This is a genomic window from Pseudomonas sp. BW16M2, assembly GCF_014268865.1.
Taxonomy (GTDB): Bacteria; Pseudomonadota; Gammaproteobacteria; order Pseudomonadales; family Pseudomonadaceae; genus Aquipseudomonas; species Aquipseudomonas peradeniyensis.
The window spans coordinates 181,907-199,501 of the sequence record NZ_JABWRI010000007.1 but is presented as its reverse complement, the minus strand read 5'-3'; the positions used below and the strand labels follow the sequence as shown (position 1 = coordinate 199,501).

Annotated in this window: 15 protein-coding genes; 5 read left to right on the top strand and 10 right to left on the bottom strand. The window is 65.0% G+C overall.

Features of this window, described 5'->3' with window-relative positions; genetic code table 11:
* Positions 1-74: 74 nt before the first annotated feature.
* The 3 genes from HU735_RS09540 to HU735_RS09530 all read right to left on the bottom strand — a co-directional run bounded on the left by HU735_RS09540 (position 75) and on the right by HU735_RS09530 (position 2,589).
* Complete coding sequence (locus HU735_RS09540) at positions 75-536, bottom strand: FxsA family protein (protein ID WP_050703867.1); 462 nt, start codon at positions 534-536, stop codon at positions 75-77.
* A 66-nt stretch (positions 537-602) separates the two neighbouring features.
* Positions 603-1,334, bottom strand: a complete 732-nt coding sequence (locus tag HU735_RS09535) for a DUF2470 domain-containing protein (RefSeq protein WP_186713264.1) — start codon at positions 1,332-1,334, stop codon at positions 603-605.
* A 247-nt stretch (positions 1,335-1,581) separates the two neighbouring features.
* Positions 1,582-2,589 (bottom strand): DUF481 domain-containing protein, encoded by a 1,008-nt coding sequence (locus HU735_RS09530; protein ID WP_050703865.1) that lies wholly within the window; start codon positions 2,587-2,589, stop codon positions 1,582-1,584.
* 158 nt (positions 2,590-2,747) lie between these two features.
* Here HU735_RS09530 and HU735_RS09525 point away from each other — a divergent pair, with 158 nt between their 5' ends.
* Together HU735_RS09525 and HU735_RS09520 are read left to right on the top strand one after the other, a co-directional pair.
* Positions 2,748-3,095, top strand: a complete 348-nt coding sequence (locus HU735_RS09525; RefSeq protein ID WP_238349773.1) for an MGMT family protein — start codon at positions 2,748-2,750, stop codon at positions 3,093-3,095.
* A 44-nt stretch (positions 3,096-3,139) separates the two neighbouring features.
* On the top strand, positions 3,140-4,687 hold the full coding sequence (locus HU735_RS09520; protein WP_050703863.1) for an AmpG family muropeptide MFS transporter: 1,548 nt from the start codon (positions 3,140-3,142) through the stop codon (positions 4,685-4,687).
* Between the two features lie 88 nt (positions 4,688-4,775).
* Here the strand turns inward: HU735_RS09520 and HU735_RS09515 are convergent, their stop codons facing one another.
* From HU735_RS09515 to HU735_RS09505, 3 genes are all read right to left on the bottom strand, one after another.
* Positions 4,776-6,020 carry an MFS transporter gene (locus HU735_RS09515; RefSeq protein WP_050703862.1) on the bottom strand — a complete coding sequence of 415 codons (1,245 nt, stop codon included), beginning with the start codon at positions 6,018-6,020 and terminating at the stop codon, positions 4,776-4,778.
* Positions 6,021-6,190: 170 nt separating this feature from the next.
* A complete protein-coding gene (locus tag HU735_RS09510; protein ID WP_186713262.1) occupies positions 6,191-7,030 on the bottom strand; it encodes a mechanosensitive ion channel family protein in 840 nt (279 codons plus the stop codon).
* Between the two features lie 112 nt (positions 7,031-7,142).
* Positions 7,143-7,628, bottom strand: a complete 486-nt coding sequence (locus tag HU735_RS09505) for a YajQ family cyclic di-GMP-binding protein (protein WP_011535522.1) — start codon at positions 7,626-7,628, stop codon at positions 7,143-7,145.
* Between the two features lie 100 nt (positions 7,629-7,728).
* Between HU735_RS09505 and HU735_RS09500 the strand changes: the two genes are divergently transcribed.
* From HU735_RS09500 to HU735_RS09490, 3 genes are read left to right on the top strand one after another with little or no spacing between them, the layout of a single operon-like run.
* Complete coding sequence (locus tag HU735_RS09500; RefSeq protein ID WP_186713261.1) at positions 7,729-8,646, top strand: putative 2-dehydropantoate 2-reductase; 918 nt, start codon at positions 7,729-7,731, stop codon at positions 8,644-8,646.
* A 36-nt stretch (positions 8,647-8,682) separates the two neighbouring features.
* Positions 8,683-10,710, top strand: coding sequence for an ATP-binding protein (locus tag HU735_RS09495; protein WP_050703859.1), 2,028 nt, complete (start codon positions 8,683-8,685; stop codon positions 10,708-10,710).
* 1 nt (position 10,711) lies between these two features.
* Positions 10,712-11,275 (top strand): cob(I)yrinic acid a,c-diamide adenosyltransferase, encoded by a 564-nt coding sequence (locus HU735_RS09490; RefSeq protein WP_186713260.1) that lies wholly within the window; start codon positions 10,712-10,714, stop codon positions 11,273-11,275.
* 81 nt (positions 11,276-11,356) lie between these two features.
* Here HU735_RS09490 and HU735_RS09485 read toward each other — a convergent pair whose 3' ends face one another.
* The 4 genes from HU735_RS09485 to secA all read right to left on the bottom strand — a co-directional run bounded on the left by HU735_RS09485 (position 11,357) and on the right by secA (position 17,244).
* Positions 11,357-12,301: a Nudix family hydrolase gene (locus tag HU735_RS09485; protein WP_186713259.1), complete on the bottom strand. Its 945-nt coding sequence runs from the start codon at positions 12,299-12,301 to the stop codon at positions 11,357-11,359.
* A complete protein-coding gene (locus tag HU735_RS09480; protein WP_186713258.1) occupies positions 12,298-12,930 on the bottom strand; it encodes a glutathione S-transferase family protein in 633 nt (210 codons plus the stop codon). The genes HU735_RS09485 and HU735_RS09480 overlap by 4 nt, the downstream gene beginning before the upstream one ends.
* A 139-nt stretch (positions 12,931-13,069) precedes the next feature.
* Positions 13,070-14,287: a bifunctional glutamate N-acetyltransferase/amino-acid acetyltransferase ArgJ gene (gene argJ / locus HU735_RS09475; RefSeq protein ID WP_096049414.1), complete on the bottom strand. Its 1,218-nt coding sequence runs from the start codon at positions 14,285-14,287 to the stop codon at positions 13,070-13,072.
* Positions 14,288-14,508: 221 nt separating this feature from the next.
* Entirely contained in the window at positions 14,509-17,244 is a 2,736-nt protein-coding gene (gene secA, locus HU735_RS09470; RefSeq protein ID WP_186713257.1) for a preprotein translocase subunit SecA, read from the bottom strand.
* Positions 17,245-17,595 lie beyond the last annotated feature (351 nt).

The window sequence follows — 17,595 nt, the reverse complement described above, 5'->3', positions numbered from 1 at the left end:
CCCCCCCCCCCCCCCCCCCCCCCCCCCCCCCCCCCCCCCCCCCCCCCCCCCCCCCTCCCACGCATAACTACGCCTTACTTGTCGCGGCGCTCGTACTCGCCCTCGATCACGTTCGGACGATGGCCACCATCGCGGGGCTGGGCCTGGAATGGGTCATCCTGGAACGCGCGCTGGCGCAGGGCCTGTTCCTCGGCGCGACGACGCAGCTTTCCGGCAACCAGGCGGCGGGTGAACGGCAACAGGCAGAGCAGGCCCAGCACATCGCTGATGAAGCCTGGCAACAGCAGCAGACCACCACCAACGGTGAGCATCAGGCCCTGGAACATGTCCTCAGCTGGCAATTCGCCGCGCTGCAGGCTCTCCCGGGCACGTAGGGCGGTGGCCAGGCCGGCCACGCGCATCACCAGCACACCCAGGGCGGAACCGGCGATGATCAGCAGCAGCGCCGGAAAGAAACCGATGGCCGCGCTGACCTTGACGAAGACGAACAGCTCCAGCACGGGAAAAAGCAGTAACAGCAGTAGAAAAGCACGCATCAAGGGTTCCTCGACGGAAGAGAATCTTCCTGTAAGACCATCAGATGGATGCCTCGACGCCTGTTTTCAACCCTCGACGCTTTCCGCAACCGGCCACTGGTCAGCGCGAGCCAGCAAAACCAAGGCTTCGCGGACTTGTGTCGGCGTGTTGCAAATGTTCGGGAAAGCCAGCCAGTACACCCCCTGGCCGATACGCAGGTGCATGCCTTCGCTGTCGATGCCGACCATTTCGGCCGGCGTCGTGCGCGGCAGATCGGTCAGTTCGACGTAATGGGCGATGGCATTGGCGTGGTCGCTGTTCATGTGCTCGATCATGCTGGCCTCGGCCATGCCCGCGAAGGGATTGGCCAGGGTCACCTGGTCGAGCCAGTGGATCGCGCCGAAACCGCCGATGTAGCGGTGGCGTACCGGCTCGAGCACCCAGAAATCGAAGTCGTGGGCCTTGTGGTAATTGGCCGATTCAGGGAAGTACCGGTAGTAGCGGGCCGCGGCAGCCTCGATGGCCGCGTCGTCGCTCAGCTTGCGCGCCTCGGCCATCACCGTCAGGCGCCCGACAGCCTGCACGTCCTCGGCGTCGCGCTCACCCACCAGCAACGAGCACTTGGGATCTTTCTGCAGGTTGTGGGTGTGCTGGGCGATACGGCTGATGAGGATCAGCGGATGGCCCTCGGCGTCCAGGCAGTAAGGCACCACCGAACCGAAGGGATAGCCGGGCATGGACTTGGAGTGGGTCGAGAGAACGCCACGGTATTCCTTGAGCAGCAGTTCCCGGGCGGGGCGGAGGGCGTTGGTACTCACTGGATAGGCTCCTGGCGACGGACTGGATGGGTGACAAGATAAGCATTATCACCCGCCGCTGCCACTGGGTATGCTGCCGTGTAGATCTACGCATACCCCTGTAGGAGCGGCCTTGTGTCGCGATAGGGCTGCGCAGCAGCCCCAGGATCACAGCGACAAGGCAGGCATCGCCGGGGCCGCTTTGCGGCCCTATCGCGACACAAGGCCGCTCCTACAAAGAGCACGCACAGCGCTTTACCGGATCGTCTTACCAGGTAACACCAAACCCGGCGGTATAGCGGGTCTTGTCCAGGTCACTGTCGCGGGTGCCCTTGATCAGGTCCTTCTCCGCCTTCAGGTTGAGCGAAGCCCACTCGGTCACCTTGTAGCGCAGCCCCATCTCGGCATCCAGCGCGTACTCGGCCACCCCACCCAGCGGCTTGCCAACCTCGCCATTGGTGAAGAACTCCACCTTCTTGCCGATCAGGTAGCGGTTGTAGTCCCACTTCACGGCGGCGGCATAGAAGTTGTCCTTGCCACCATCGCGGTATTCGAAATCGGTTCGGTTGATCAGCGACCCCAGCGAGAACGCGCCCAGTTCGTCATCCCAGAACTGGTAGCCCGGGCCGGTACCGACGGTACGCTGGCGCGCCAGGTCTTCGATATGGTCGCGCTTGTACTCCAGGCGCCCCTGCCAGAACCACTTCTCGGTGATGAAGCGGTCAAGGGCGTACTCGGCACTCCAGTTGTTGGTGGTGGTGACGTCGTCCTTGGTCTCGCGGTTGTACTCGCCCTCGGCGTTGTGCCGCCAACGGCCATGGCGGGCGGTGGTCTTGAAGCTGACGTCGTAGTCGTCGGTATTGTTCTCGGCGCGCTTGTAGTCCATGGCCACATCGACATTGCCCTTCCATAGGAAGTCCTCGACCACCGGCCGTGGCTTCATGATCTGCTCGATGCTGGCCAACTCGACGGTCTTCGGCGCATCGCCGTTGGCCAGGGTCACCTTGCCCGGTTCGGCGGCCTTGAGCGACTTGGCCTTCTCGCCGGAGTAGGCGTCCTGCTTGACCAGCAGTTCCTGGTCGCTCTCCAGTGTCTGCACCTGTTTCCAGTCCAGGGCGATCGAACCGCCATAGGGCGTCTCCAGCAGCAGCTTGCCGCCGTCGAAGACCTTGATCTTGCCGCTCAGGCGGTCACCGTTCTTCATCCATACGGTGTCGGCGAGCACGGGGGTACAGAGGGACGCGGCGATGAGGCAAAGCAGGGTTCTAGAAGACATAAGCGCAATACGAGTTCGATTCGACGAAAAAGCCGGGCATTATCCAGATACCGACAACCTGAGCAAGGACAGACCCTGACCATGCCGATGAGTTCCACTCGCATTTGCCCGGACCGCCTGTCCGGTTTCATCCGCAGGCCAGGTACCCCGTGATGTCCATGCCGCCACCCTCCCCGCCGGAAGACGCCGAGGCCCGACGAATGGCACTGTACTCGGTGCTGGGCCAGGTGCCCGCCGGCAAGGTGGTCAGCTACGGACAACTGGCCGAGCTGGCCGGCCTCGGTCGCGCGGCGCGCTGGGTCGGACGCACCCTGGGGCAGTTGCCGCCGGATACCCGCCTGCCCTGGCACCGGGTGCTGGGTGCCGGCGGTCGGCTGAGCCTGGCCCTGGGCACGCCGTCGGGCGACGAACAACGCGCCCGTCTGCGCGCAGAAGGCGTGAATGTGGCCAATAATCGTGTGGATATGGCGCGCCATGGCTGGCGTCCAATGGAGCACAGCGGTTAGAGTGCGCGCTTTGTTTTCGCAAACCTTGAGGCAGATGTTGGCCCATGCCCCGTAAAACCTGGCGCGCTGCGCTCGCTGCCTATGCCAGCCCGTCAACTTTGGTGCTTTTGCTGCTCGGATTCGCTGCCGGCCTGCCGTACATGCTGGTGTTCTCGACGCTTTCGGTCTGGCTGCGCGAGGCGGGTGTGGCGCGTGAGACCATCGGCTATGCCAGCCTGATCGGCCTGGCCTACGCCTTCAAGTGGGTCTGGTCGCCGCTGCTCGACCAATGGCGCCTGCCGCTGCTCGGTGGCATGGGCCGTCGTCGTTCGTGGCTGCTGTTGTCCCAGGTGCTGGTGGTGCTCGGGCTGGTCGGCATGGGCTTCTGCGACCCGCAGAAGCATCTGTCGTGGCTGATCGCCCTGGCGGTGCTGGTGGCCTTCGCCTCCGCCACCCAGGACATCGCCGTCGACGCCTACCGCCTGGAGATCGCCGACGATCAGCGCCAGGCCGCCCTGGCCGCCAGCTACATGGCCGGATACCGGGTCGCCGCGCTGCTCGCCACCGCCGGCGCGCTGTTCTTCGCCGAGTGGTTCGGCTCCACCGGATTCAGCTACCTGCACCAGGCCTGGACCGGCACCTACGTGCTGTTCGGCGTGCTGATGCTGCCCGCGCTGTTCACCACCCTGGTGATGCGCGAACCGCCGGTGCCCCTGCGCACCCAGCTGTCGGCGGCCCGCTACGGGCTTATGCACCAGCTGGCGTCGGTGTTCGTGCTGATCATCCTGTTGGTCTCGGTGCCCGCCAGCTTCACCCAGCTGTTCAACACCGACTGGGCCAGCGTGGTATTCGGCGACTCGACCATGCTCGACCTGCTGCTCGAGGACCGCGCCTTCCTGCGCCTGATCCTCTACGTGCTGCTGACCTGGGCGTGCCTGTCGTCCCTGGGCCGTCGCGGCCTGGCGCCGGTGCTCACACCGGTCAACGACTTCATCGCGCGCTACCGCTGGCAGGCCCTGCTGCTGCTCGGGCTGATCGCCACCTACCGCATGTCCGACACGGTGATGGGCGTGATGGCCAACGTGTTCTACATCGACATGGGCTTCACCAAGGACCAGATCGCCAGCGTCAGCAAGATCTTCGGCCTGATCATGACCCTGGTGGGCGCCGGTGCCGGTGGCCTGCTGATCGTGCGTTTCGGCATCCTGCCGATCCTGTTCATCGGCGGCGCGGCCTCGGCGGCGACCAACATCCTGTTCCTGATGCTGGCCGACATGGGCCCGAACCTGGAAATGCTGGTGGTGACCATTTCGCTGGACAACTTCAGCTCGGGGTTGGCCACGTCAGCCTTCGTCGCCTACCTGTCGAGCCTGACCAACCTGAAGTTCTCGGCCACCCAGTACGCGCTGCTGAGCTCGATCATGCTGTTGCTGCCGCGCCTGATCGGTGGATATTCCGGGGTGATGGTGGAGAAGTTCGGCTACCACGACTTCTTCCTGATCACCGCGCTGCTGGGCGTGCCGACGCTGGTGCTGATCGCCCTGCACTGGCGGCAGGAGGTTGGTCGGGGAAAGCCGGTGCCGGTGGAGAGTCCGGCGGCTGAACAGAACTAAGCCGTCACCGGCCTTATCGCGGGGCAAGCCCGCTCCCACGCTGACAAGTTGACCAGTTGCGTGGGAGCGGGCTTGCCCCGCGATGTTTCTACTGCACCACGGCCCCTTCCCCACGCCGACCGCCAACGACAAACCACAACGGCCAAAGCGCCAGCGCCCCTGCAATGCCTGCCGCCACGGCAAAGTGCATCAGGCTCGCGCCCGCGCCAAGCATCGCCAACACGGCGCCTCCCAGCCCCAGCAAGGCGATGGTGATCATTCCCAGCATCGCCGAGACCAGGCCCTTGCTCTGCTCGCTGGAGAACAGCGTCATGCGGTACAACACCGCGTTGGCCACTCCAAGCCCCAGCGCGTACAGCGACATGCCGGCCACCACGCTGGTCACCGTCGGCCAGCACCAGGTTGCCGCGACCATCAGCGACAGCCCCGCCAGATAAGGCCACAGGGCCCCGCGCACCAATGCCGGCAGTGGATAACGATCGGCGATGCGGTTGATGATCAGGTTGCCCATGATCAGCCCGCCGAACACCGGCAACTGCCACAATGCGTATTCCAGGGTGCTCAGGCCTTCGTCATGGATCAGCAGCACCGGCGACAGGCCGATCCAGCCGATCAACGGCAGCCCCACCAGCCCAAGTGCCGCGCTACCGGCCACGAAGCGCCGATTGCCCAGCAACTGGCCGTAGCCAGCCAGCAACGGTAGCAGGTGGATGGGCGTGAACGGCAGGCGCGAACCGTCGCGACGCTCCACGCCCAGGGTTTCCGGCATCAGCCGGTAAAGCAGCAGCCAGCACAGCACCGCGCCCGCGGCAAACGCCACGAACAGCCAGCGCCAGTCCAGCCACTGCAGCATCAGGGTACCCACCAGCGGGCCGAGCAGCGGCGACAACAGGGCGATATTGGCCAGCAGGGCCATCATGCGCACCGCGTCTGCTTCGCTGAACGCCTCGTTGAGCGCCGGGTAGCTGACCGTGACCACGAAGCCCAGGCCAATGCCCTGCAACAGGCGCAACAGGTTGAACAGGCCGATGTCCTGTACCCAGAAGGTCGCCAGGCAAGCCAGGCCGAAGAAGATGCAGCCGCCCAGCAGCAACGGGCGTCGGCCGTAGCGATCCGCCAGCGGGCCGATCAACCACTGCAGCAGTACCCCGCCCAGCAGGTACAGGTTCAGGGCGTGGGGAATGTATTCGGGACTGGCCTGAAGATCACCGACGACTACCGGCATGGCGGGCATGACCGCGTCGCTGGCGAGATAGGTCAGCAATTCGAACAGCGCCAGGGTCAGGCCGAACAGCAAGGCGCGCAAGGGAGTGATATACAGCAAAGGTTTCATGGCAGACATCGGGTTTGTAGGCAGGATCAAGGTATATGCCAGAAATGACAGTACCCGGCTGTGAACAAGTGTAAGGGTCTTGAAAAGCATCGCGGGGCAAGCCCGCTCCCACAAGACCGGTACTGGCCATGTGGGAGCGTGCTTGCCCCGCGATGGGAAGCGACGAGGCGTTACTGGACCGCCGCCTCCTGCACCACGCGGATCACCCGCTGTGGAAACGGAATGTCGATCCCTTCGGCCTTGAGACGGTCGCGGGCATGCTCGTTGAGCATGAACAGCACGTCCCAGTAGTCGGCGGTCTTGACCCAGATACGCAGCGACACGGTGATCGAGCTGTCACCCAGGGTCGAGATCACCGCCTGTGGCGCCGGATCCTGCAGCACGCGCGGGTCCTGGGCCAGCTCCAGCAGCACGTTGCGCGCCTTCTGCAGGTCGGCGTCGTAGTCCACGCCCACGTCGAACACCACCTTGCGGGTCGGCTGGCGGTTGGTGTTGGTGATGATGCCGTTGGACAGGCTGCCGTTGGGCATGATCACCGTCTTGTTGTCGCCGGTGCGCAGCACGGTGTGGAAGATCTGGATGCTGTCCACGGTGCCCGCGACACCCTGCGCCTCGATCCAGTCACCGATGCGGAACGGACGGAACATCAGGATCAGCACGCCGCCGGCGAAGTTCGCCAGGCTCCCCTGCAAGGCCAGGCCGATGGCCAGGCCCGCGGCACCGATGGCGGCGACGAACGAGGTGGTCTCGATACCGATCATCGACGCCACGCTGACCATCAGCAGTACCTTCAGCACGATGTTGGCCAGGGTGCTGATGAAGCCCTGCAGCGCCGCGTCGGCACGCAGGCCGACCAGCTTGCCCAGGCGGGCGCTGAGTTTGTTGATGATCCACCAGCCAATGGCCAGTGTCAGCAGCGCCAGCAACAGGCGGCTGCCGTACTCCATGATCAAGGGGAGCCAGGTTTGCGATTGGCGGACCAGCTGATCGACTTCAGCGTTCAAATCCATGTTTATCTCCTGATGCCGAACGGCAAGTACACGATGAGGCGGGCAACGCAAAGCAAGCGGCCCGGACCCCGATGGACATCACTGCGCCATCAAGGTTCCGGGCCGCCGAGGATCAGTCGCGGAAGTTGTTGAACTGCAGCGGCATGTCGAATTCCTTGGTGCGCAGCAGGGCGATGGCTTCCTGCAGGTCGTCACGCTTCTTGCCGGTCACGCGCACCTGCTCGCCCTGGATGGCGGCCTGGACCTTGAGCTTGCCGTCCTTGATGGTGGCGACGATCTTCTTGGCCAGGTCCTTGTCGATGCCTTCGCGGAACTTGGCTTCCTGTTTCTTTTCCTTGCCGGATGCGTAGGGGTCCTTGGTTTCCAGGCATTTGACGTCGATCTTGCGCTTGACCAGCGCCAGGCGCAGGATTTCCAGCATCGCTTCGAGCTGGAACTCCTCCTCGGCGGTCAGCAGCACGGTCTGCTCCTTGTCCTTGAACTCGAAGGTGCCCTTGCCCTTGAGGTCATAACGGCGGTCGAGGTCCTTGATGGCGTTGTCGACGGCGTTCTGCACTTCGTGCTTGTCCAGTTCCGATACCACGTCGAACGAAGGCATGGATGATCTCCAGAAAAAAAAGCGCGCTCGGCCTGAAGATGGAGCGCGTCGGGTTTGATGGTTAAAATGCGGACTCATTATAACGGGTTGCGAAACGCAGATGAGCAGCACCTGGCATATTCTCGGCGCCGGCAGCCTCGGCAGCCTCTGGGCCTGTCGCCTGGCCCGCGCCGGCAAGGCGGTCCGCCTGATCCTGCGTGACCAACAGCGCCTGGCCGCCTATGAGCACGGCGGCGGGCTGACCCTGGTCGAACAGGACGGCGCCCACCACTACGCGATCCCCGCGGAGACTGCCGACGCCCCCGGCCCGATCCATCGCCTGCTGGTCGCCTGCAAGGCCTACGACGCCGCGCCCGCCGTGGCCCGCCTGGCCCCGCGGCTGGCCAACGGCGCCGAGCTGGTGCTGTTGCAGAACGGCCTGGGCAGCCAGGACGAAGTCGCCGACCAGGTGCCCCACGCCCGCTGCATCTTCGCCTCCAGCACCGAGGGCGCGTTCCGCGAGGCCGACTGGCAGGTACGCTTCGCCGGCCACGGCTTCAACTGGCTGGGCGACCCGGCCAATCCCAACGTCCCATCCTGGTTCGAGGATCTGCACGACGCCGGCATCCCGGCCCAGTGGGCGCTCGATATCCCCACCCGCCTGTGGCGCAAGCTGGCGCTCAACTGCGCGATCAACCCGCTCACCGTGCTGCACGACTGCCAGAATGGCGGCCTGCTCGGTCACCTGGCCGAAGTCGACCAGCTGTGCGACGAACTGGCCGACTTGCTACACCGCTGCGGCCAGCCCGAGGCGGCCAACGACCTGCACGAGGAAGTGCAGCGGGTGATCCTCGCCACCGCGGCCAACTACTCTTCCATGTACCAGGACGTCCGCCATCGCCGGCGCACCGAGGTCCACTACCTGCTCGGCCACGCCTGCCGCGTCGCTGCGCGGCATGGTGCCAGCGTGCCGCATCTGGAAAAGTTGCGCCGGCGCCTGATGGCAAACCTCGAAGCGCGCGGCTTGCGCAGCGACTGACGCCCTTTATCCACAGGACAGGACACCTCTTCACCCATGACCCTGCGTCAACGCCTGGAAAACCTCCCGGTCGGGCAGAAACTGCTGGCGGCCCTGCTGGTGCTGCTGGTGACCATCCTGTTGGTGGCCAACCTCGCCTTCATCAGCGCCGCCTACTGGATCACCCAGGAAAGCATGGCGCCCCAGGCCCTGCAGACCATCGGTCGGCTGGTCTCCAACCCGCAGCTGTCCGCGCGCGCCGGCGACTCGACGGAGAACGCCACGGCGCTGCTCAAGGAGCTCGACAGCTACTCGCCGTTGCGCGCCGCCGCGATCTATGGCGGCGACGGGCAGATGCTGGCCCAGCTGCAGCACGGCGACCCGCTGACCCTGCCCAAGCGCTACCGCAACATCGACGGCTGGCGCCTGATGGAGTTTCGCAGCACCCAGCTGATCCGCCTACCGCGTAGCGCCGCCCCGCCCGCGCACCTGCTGCTGGTAGCCAGCAGCGAGCTGCCCACCGCGTTCTACACCGGCACGCTCTCCGCCAGCCTGGCCATTTTGGTGTTCAGCATACTGCTGTGGCTGGTCATCGCCCGGCAGATCAAGCGCCTGATCACCGTGCCGATCAATCGCCTCGAAGAGCTGACCCGCCAGGTCACCCGCGAGGAGAGCTATGCCCTGCGCGCCCAGCGCGGCAACGACGACGAGATCGGCAGCCTGGCCGAGGCGTTCAACACCATGCTGTCGCGCATCGAGGCCCGCGAGCAGCAGCTCAAGCGTACCCGCGACGAGTTCCAGGACGCCTACGACCAGGCCCAGGGCCTGGCCGAGGAAACCCGCCACACCAACCGCAAGCTGGAACTTGAAGTCCAGGTGCGCAGCAAGATCGAGAAAAAACTCACGGGCTTTCAGAACTACCTGAACAGCATCATCGACTCCATGCCCTCGGCACTGATTGCCCTCGACGAGCAGCTCTACGTCACCCAGTGGAACCACGAGGCCACGGTGCTCTCCGGCACACCGCTGGACGAGGCACTGAACCAGCCGGTGTTCCTCGCCTTCGAGCCGCTCAAGCCCTTCCTGCCGCAGCTCAAGGAGAGCGTGGAGAAACACCGGGTGGCCAAGATCGAACGGGTCACCTGGCCCAAGGGCGAAGACCTGCGCCACTATGCCCTGACCTTCTACCCGCTGATGGGTGGTGCTGGCCGTGGCGTGGTGATCCGCATCGACGACATCACCCAGCGCCTGTCCCTGGAAGAGATGATGGTGCAATCGGAGAAGATGCTCTCGGTCGGCGGCCTGGCCGCGGGCATGGCCCACGAGATCAACAACCCGTTGGGCGCCATCCTGCACAACGTGCAGAACATTCGCCGGCGCCTGTCGCCGGACCTGCCGCGCAACCAGGAGCAGGCCGGCGAACTGGGCATCGACCTGCCGGCCGTCAACCGCTACCTGGAGAGCCGCGAGGTGCCGCAACTGCTCGACGGCATCCAGCAGGCCGGCGCCCGGGCGGCCAAGATCGTCACCCACATGCTCAGCTTCAGCCGCCGCAGCAACCGCCAACTGGCCCCTTGCGAGTTGCCGGCGCTGATCGACCAGGCCGTGGAGATCGCCGGCAACGACTTCGACCTGGCTATCGGCTTCGACTTCAAGGGCCAGGCCATCGTCCGCCAGTTCGACCCGCAACTGGGCCCGGTGCCCTGCACCGCCAACGAACTCGAACAGGTGCTGCTGAACCTGCTGAAAAACGCCGCCCAGGCCATCCACCAGCGCCCGCAGCCCAGCGAACCAGGGCGCATCACCCTGCGCACCCGCCTCAACCCGCCGTGGGCGGAAATCCAGGTCGAGGACAATGGCGTCGGCATGCCCGAGACCGTGCGCAAACGCACCTTCGAGCCGTTCTTCACCACCAAGGAAATCGGCCAGGGCACCGGCCTGGGCCTGTCGGTGTCGTACTTCATCATCACCAACAACCACAAGGGGCAGATGGAAGTGCAGTCCACCCCCGGCCAGGGCACCTGCTTCACCCTGCGCCTGCCCCTGAACCCGGCCCAGCCGACCACCATCCAGACGGAGACATGACATGGGCTATCGCCTGTCGAAGATCTACACCCGCACCGGCGACAAAGGCGAAACCGGCCTGGGCGACGGACGCCGGGTGCCCAAGGACCATCCGCGGATCGAGGCGATCGGCGAGGTGGACAGCCTCAACAGCCAGTTGGGTGTGCTGCTGGCCGGGCTGGCCGAGGCTGGCCTTGGCGAACTGATCGAGGTGCTGGCGCCTTGTCAGCACCGATTGTTCGACCTCGGCGGGGAGCTGGCGATGCCCAGCTACCAGGCGTTGAACACAGCCGAGGTGAAGCGCCTGGAGGCGGCCATCGACCGCTGGAACGAAGAGTTGGGGCCGCTGAAGAATTTCATCCTGCCCGGGGGCTCGATGCTGGTGGCCCAGGCCCATGTCTGCCGCAGCGCGGCGCGGGCGGCGGAACGGCGTTGCCAGCAGCTGAATGCGCTGGAACCGCTGGAGGGAGTGGGGCTGGCCTATATCAACCGGGTGTCGGACCTGCTGTTCGTCGCGGCCCGGATCATTGGGCGGCGCCAGGGAGTGAATGAAGTGCTGTGGCAAGCAGCCGAGAAGCCGGCCTGAACGTATCGCGGGGCAAGCCCGCTCCCACGCCAGATTGTGGACTGGCGTGGGAGCGGGCTTGCCCCGCGATGGCCTGATGTATCAGATCTCAGGCCAGAACGCCCGGATCCCTGCAACACCCTGCGCCCCAACCTCCCAGGCCCGCTCCCGCTCACCAGGCCCGACCCCGCCGAGCAGAAACACCGGATGGCTGATCCCGCCGATCAACCGCTGCGCCTCATCCCACCCCAACGGCACCGCCTCCGGGTGAGTCTGGGTCGCCTGCACCGGTGACAGGATGACGAAATCCACCCCCATCTGCTCAGCCAGCGCCAGTTCCTCGACACTGTGGCAGGACGCCGCCAGCCAGCGATCCTTCGGGAATGGACGCCCCTTGGCCGCGTACTTGCGCAACTGCGCGGCGGTCAGGTGCCAGCCGGCCGACGGGAAGTCGCCCAACCATTCCAACGGCCCCTTGAGCATCAATTGGGCCTTGCCCGCGCACAGGCCGACCGCATCCACCGCCACATCGCGGTACTTGGGGTCGTACATGTCCGGCGCGCGCAGCTGGATCAGCTTGATGCCGCTAGCCACGGCTTTCTGGATGCCCTTGAGCAGCTCTGGCACTTCCAGCCCGTCCGGAGTGATCAGGTACTGGTCTGGCAGGCGCGCCGCGGCGACGATCGGCTTGTTGGCCTCGGGGAATTCATACTGGCCAAGGTCACGCGGTGCTACCCAGGCCAAGGGCTGCCCCTCGGCGCCGTGGGGCTCGCCGGTAAAGGCGTGCACTTCACGCACATCCAGCAGCACCTGCTTGTCCGGATAGTCGTGACTGACCTTGATCAACGGCCGCGAAGCCGCGACCTCGATACCCAGCTCCTCGCGCAGCTCGCGGGCCAGCGCCACCTCGACACCCTCGCCCTCCTCCAGCTTGCCGCCGGGGAACTCCCACAGGCCGCCCTGGTGCTGGGTATCAGCGCGGCGAGCGATCAGGATCCGCCCGTCGGCACCACGAATGACCGCTGCGACTACATGAATCCGTTTCACCCTTCACGCTCCGCCAGGCCAGCTTGTTGCCAGGCCTGGAAGGCCGGCCATTGGTAGATAGTCTCGATGTAGGCGGCCGCTTCGGCCGGCACCGCGACGCGGTAGCTGCGCAGGCGCACGGCCACCGGGGCGAAGAAGGCGTCGGCCAGGGTCGGCCGGCCGAACAGGAACGGACCGGTATCCTTGGCGACCACGCGGCATTCGTTCCACAGGGCGACGATGCGGTCGATATCGACCTGCACGTCCAGCGGCACCTCGGCCAGTGCTTCGTCACGGGACATATCGAACGGCATGGCCCCGCGCAGGGCGAAGAAGCCGCTGTGCATCTGCGCGCAGGCCGAACGGGCCTGGGCACGGGCGGCGACGTCCTCGGGCCACAGGCGCGCCTCGGGGTGGCGTTCGTTGAGGTATTCGGCGATGGCCAGGGAGTCGGCGATCACGCCGTGCTCGCTCTGCAGCAGCGGCACCTTGGCGGTGGCCGAGAAGGCCAGCAGGCGCTGGCGGGTGTCAGGCTGGTTGAGCTTGACCAGGGTTTCTTCGTAGGGGACGCCGGCCAGCTCGAGGGCCAGGGCGCCGCGTAGCGACCAGGAGGAATACAGCTTGTCGCCGATGATCAGGTGATAGCTCATGATTGGGCTCCAGCGGATTCGGGATATTGGGGCTGCTGCGCAGCCCTTTCGCGGCACAAGGCCGCTCCTACAGGAGATCGCATTCCCTTGTAGGAGCGGCCTCGTGCCGCGAAAGGGCCGCAAAGCGGCCCCCTATGCATCAAGTCCGGTATTCGGCGTTGATCTTCACGTACTCGTGGGACAGGTCGGTGGTCCAGATGGTTTCGCTGCACTGGCCACGGCCCAGCTCGATGCGGATGGTGATCTCCTCCTGGGCCATCACCTTGGCGCCCTGGTCCTCGGTGTAGCTCGGGCTGCGTCCGCCCTTGCTGGCGATGCACACGCTGTCCAGGTACACATCGATCAGGCTGACATCCAGAGCCGGCACGCCGGCCCGACCGACCGCGGCGAGGATACGGCCCCAGTTGGGGTCGGAGGCGAACAGCGCGGTCTTGATCAGCGGCGAGTGGGCCACGGCGTAGCCGACGTCCAGGCACTCCTGGTGATTGCCACCACCGTTGACCTGCACGGTGACGAACTTGGTGGCACCTTCGCCGTCACGGACGATGGCCTGGGCCACCTCCATGCACACCTCGAACACCGCCTTTTTCAGCGCCTCGAACAGTGCGCCGCTGGCCTCGGTGACTTCCGGCACATCGGCCTTGCCAGTGGCGATCAGCATGCAGCAGTCGTTGGTCGAGGTGTCGCCGTCGATGGTGATGCGGTTGAACGACTTGTTGGCGCCGTCGAGCATCAGGTCCTTGAGCACCGCCGGGGCAACCTTGGCGTCGGTGGCGATGTAGCCGAGCATGGTGGCCATGTTCGGGCGGATCATGCCCGCGCCCTTGCTGATGCCGGTGACGGTGATGGTCTTGCCGTCGTGCTGGAACTGACGGCTGGCGCCCTTGGGCAGGGTGTCGGTGGTCATGATGCCGGTGGCGGCTTCGGCCCAGTGGTTTTCCGACAGGTTGTCCAGGGCGGCCTGCAGCGCGCCTTCGATCTTCTCGACCGGCAGCGGCTCGCCGATCACGCCGGTGGAGAACGGCAGCACGGACTCAGCCGGCACGCCAGCAAGCTCGGCCAGCTTGGCGCAGGTGCGCTCGGCGGCGGCCAGGCCCGGTGCGCCGGTGCCGGCATTGGCGTTGCCGGTGTTGGTCAGCAGGTAACGCACGGTGCCCTGCACACGCTGCTTGGAAAGGATCACCGGGGCCGCGCAGAAGGCGTTGAGGGTGAACACGCCGGCGACGCTGGAGCCTTCGGCGCAGCGCATCACCACCACATCCTTGCGCCCTGGGCGCTTGATGCCCGCCGAGGCGATACCGAGTTCGAAACCGGGAACCGGGTGCAGGGTGGGCAGGGGACCAAGACCAACAGCCATTAGAGCGCTCCTATGGAAAACAAGGGATGTGACGACGTCGGACGATCTTAATGTCGGCCGGTTACCTGAGGGAAGAGCGGGGGCCGCTTCGCAGCCCATCGCGACACAAGGCCGCTCCCACAGAGACTGCGCTGCTCTTTAGCCGAGCGCTGTACCTGTGGGAGCGGCCCTGTGTCGCGAAAGGGCCGCAACGCGGCCCCTCGGATGTCACGCAGGATCGATTACTCGATCTGACCGTGGCAATGCTTGAATTTCTTGCCCGAACCACACCAGCACGGCTCGTTGCGGCCCAGCTTCATGTCGTTGCGAACCGGCGCGGAGGCCACGGCGACTTCGGCGCCCTCCTCGGCCAGCTGCTCGCCTTCCAGGCCCGGGGCGGCGGCGTGCTGGAACTGCATGCGGCTGGCCAGCTCCTCGGCCTCGCGGCGCAGGCGCGCCTCTTCCTCGGCCGGGTCTTCGCGGCGCACCTGGACGTGCGAGAGCACGCGGATGGTGTCGCGCTTGATCGACTCCAGCAGCTCCTGGAACAGGGTGAACGACTCGCGCTTGTACTCCTGCTTCGGGTTCTTCTGCGCATAGCCGCGCAGGTGGATACCATGACGCAGGTGGTCCATGGTCGACAGGTGGTCTTTCCACAGGTCGTCCAGCACGCGCAGCAGGATCTGCTTCTCGAAGGTACGCAGGGCGTCGATACCGGCCTGGTCTTCCTTCTCGTTGTAGGCGTCGGTGATTTCCTTGATCAGCCGCTCGCGCAGGGTCTCCTCGTAGAGGTGATCATCCTCGTCGAGCCACTGCTGGATCGGCAGCTTGATGGCGAAATCGCTGGCCAGCGAAGCTTCCAGACCGGCCACGTCCCACTGCTCGGGCAGCGATTGCGGCGGGATGTGCTGGCTGATGGTGGCATCGAGCACTTCCTGGCGGAACTCGGCGATGGTGTCGCCGATGTTCTCGGCGGCCAGCAGGCTGTTGCGCATGTGGTAGATCACCTTGCGCTGCTCGTTGGCCACGTCGTCGTATTCGAGCAGTTGCTTGCGGATGTCGAAGTTGCGGCCTTCGACCTTGCGCTGCGCCTTCTCGATGGCGTTGGTCACCATGCGATGCTCGATGGCCTCGCCGGACTGCATCCCCAGCGCTTTCATGAAGTTCTTCACCCGGTCGGAGGCGAAGATGCGCATCAGGCTGTCTTCCAGCGACAGGTAGAAGCGGCTGGAACCGGCGTCACCCTGACGGCCGGCACGGCCACGCAGCTGGTTGTCGATACGGCGCGACTCATGGCGCTCGGAGGCGATCACGTGCAGGCCACCGGCTTCCAGTACCTGCTGGTGACGTTTCTGCCAGTCGGCCTTGATCTGGGCGATCTGCTCGGCGGTCGGGTTGTCCAGGGCGGCCACTTCGGCCTCCCAGTTACCGCCCAGCAGGATGTCGGTACCACGACCGGCCATGTTGGTGGCGATGGTCAGTGCGCCTGGAGCACCGGCTTGGGCGATGATCTCGGCTTCTTTCTCGTGGTACTTGGCGTTCAGGACCTTGTGGTCGATACCTTCCTTCTTGAGCAGGTTGGACATGTGCTCGGAGGTTTCGATGGTCGCGGTACCGACCAGGACTGGACGGCCGTGGGCCATGCTTTCCTTGATGTCGGCGATGATCGCGGCGTACTTCTCGTCGGCGGTCAGGTACACCAGGTCGTTGAAGTCCTTGCGGGCCAACGGCTTGTTCGGTGGGATGACCATCACGTTGAGGTTGTAGATCTGGGCGAACTCGAACGCCTCGGTGTCGGCGGTACCGGTCATGCCGGACAGCTTGGTGTAGAGGCGGAAGTAGTTCTGGAAGGTGGTCGAGGCCAGGGTCTGGCTCTCGGCCTGGATGTTCAGGTTTTCCTTGGCCTCGATGGCCTGGTGCAGGCCTTCGGACAGGCGGCGGCCCGGCATGGTGCGGCCAGTGTGCTCGTCGATCAGGAGGATCTGGCCTTCCTGGACGATGTACTCGACGTTGCGGTGGAACAGCTTGTGCGCGCGCAGGCCGGCGTAGACGTGGGTCAGCAGGCTAAGGTTGTGCGCCGAGTACAGGCTCTCGCCCTCGGCCAGCAGGCCGGATTGGGTCAGCATGTCCTCGATGAACTGGTGGCCGGCCTCGTTCAGTTCGACCTGGCGGCTCTTCTCGTCGATGGTGTAGTGGCCCTCTTGGGTCACCTGGCCTTCGACTTCCTCGATGTGCTGGGTCAGGCGCGGGATCAGGCGGTTGATCTCGATGTACAGCTTGGAGCTGTCCTCGGCCTGGCCGGAGATGATCAGCGGGGTGCGCGCCTCGTCGATGAGGATCGAGTCGACTTCGTCGATCACGGCGAAGTTCAGCTCACGCTGGAACTTCTCGTCCTGGCTGAACGCCATGTTGTCGCGCAGGTAGTCGAAACCGAATTCGTTGTTGGTGCCGTAGGTGATGTCGGCGGCATAGGCGGCGCGCTTTTCTTCCGGCGGCTGGAAGGCCGAGACGATGCCGACGTTGAGGCCGAGGAACTCGTACAGCGGACGCATCCAGTTGGCGTCGCGGCGGGCCAGGTAGTCGTTGACGGTGACCACGTGCACGCCCTTGCCGGACAGCGCGTTGAGGTACACGGCCAGGGTACCGACCAAGGTCTTGCCTTCACCGGTGCGCATTTCTGCGATCATGCCTTCGTGCAAGGTCATGCCGCCGATCAGCTGGACATCGAAGTGACGCATGCCCATCACGCGCTTGCCGGCCTCGCGGGCCACGGCGAAGGCTTCGGGCAGCAGCTGGTCGAGCGTCTCGCCTTTGGCCAGGCGTTCCTTGAACTCTGCGGTCTTGCCCTGCAGCTGCTCGTCGGAGAGGGCCACCATCTTCTCTTCGAAGGCATTGACGGTGCTCACCGTCTTGAGCATGCGTTTGATTTCACGCTCGTTCTTGCTTCCAAAAAGTTTTTTTAACAAAGGCGCAAACATATCGGCAGGATCTTCCACACGTAGGGATGGAGGGCGGCCCCGTGAGTCGCCCGTGCAGCCCTGAGGCCGCATGCGAACGAGCATTCTACCCGGAAACGATGGTGAGGAAAGTGGTGGATTTCCACGATGCTGGCACAGCGCTTTTAGGGGGCCTGACTAACATAGGGGCTTTTTGCGCAAGTTCAAGGTGCGCGAAGATGAAACGTATCGCGAATGACTTGCATCAAGATCCGACGACCGCTCGCGGGGCAAGCCCGCTCCCACGCCCAGCCACACGCTGGCGTGGGAGCGGGCTTGCCCCGCGATGAATGCCCAACTGGTAGACTGTCGATCCTGTAACCCTCTGCAGAC

Coding starts and splice junctions, on each gene's coding strand:
- HU735_RS09540 (WP_050703867.1), bottom strand. CDS start 536: ATGCGTGCTTTTCTACTGCTGTTACTGCTTTTTCCCGTGCTGGAGCTG.
- HU735_RS09525 (WP_238349773.1), top strand. CDS start 2,748: ATGCCGCCACCCTCCCCGCCGGAAGACGCCGAGGCCCGACGAATGGCA.
- HU735_RS09480 (WP_186713258.1), bottom strand. CDS start 12,930: ATGAGCTATCACCTGATCATCGGCGACAAGCTGTATTCCTCCTGGTCG.
- HU735_RS09490 (WP_186713260.1), top strand. CDS start 10,712: ATGGGCTATCGCCTGTCGAAGATCTACACCCGCACCGGCGACAAAGGC.
- argJ (WP_096049414.1), bottom strand. CDS start 14,287: ATGGCTGTTGGTCTTGGTCCCCTGCCCACCCTGCACCCGGTTCCCGGT.
- secA (WP_186713257.1), bottom strand. CDS start 17,244: ATGTTTGCGCCTTTGTTAAAAAAACTTTTTGGAAGCAAGAACGAGCGT.
- HU735_RS09500 (WP_186713261.1), top strand. CDS start 7,729: ATGAGCAGCACCTGGCATATTCTCGGCGCCGGCAGCCTCGGCAGCCTC.
- HU735_RS09510 (WP_186713262.1), bottom strand. CDS start 7,030: ATGGATTTGAACGCTGAAGTCGATCAGCTGGTCCGCCAATCGCAAACC.
- HU735_RS09530 (WP_050703865.1), bottom strand. CDS start 2,589: ATGTCTTCTAGAACCCTGCTTTGCCTCATCGCCGCGTCCCTCTGTACC.
- HU735_RS09520 (WP_050703863.1), top strand. CDS start 3,140: ATGCCCCGTAAAACCTGGCGCGCTGCGCTCGCTGCCTATGCCAGCCCG.
- HU735_RS09515 (WP_050703862.1), bottom strand. CDS start 6,020: ATGAAACCTTTGCTGTATATCACTCCCTTGCGCGCCTTGCTGTTCGGC.
- HU735_RS09505 (WP_011535522.1), bottom strand. CDS start 7,628: ATGCCTTCGTTCGACGTGGTATCGGAACTGGACAAGCACGAAGTGCAG.
- HU735_RS09495 (WP_050703859.1), top strand. CDS start 8,683: ATGACCCTGCGTCAACGCCTGGAAAACCTCCCGGTCGGGCAGAAACTG.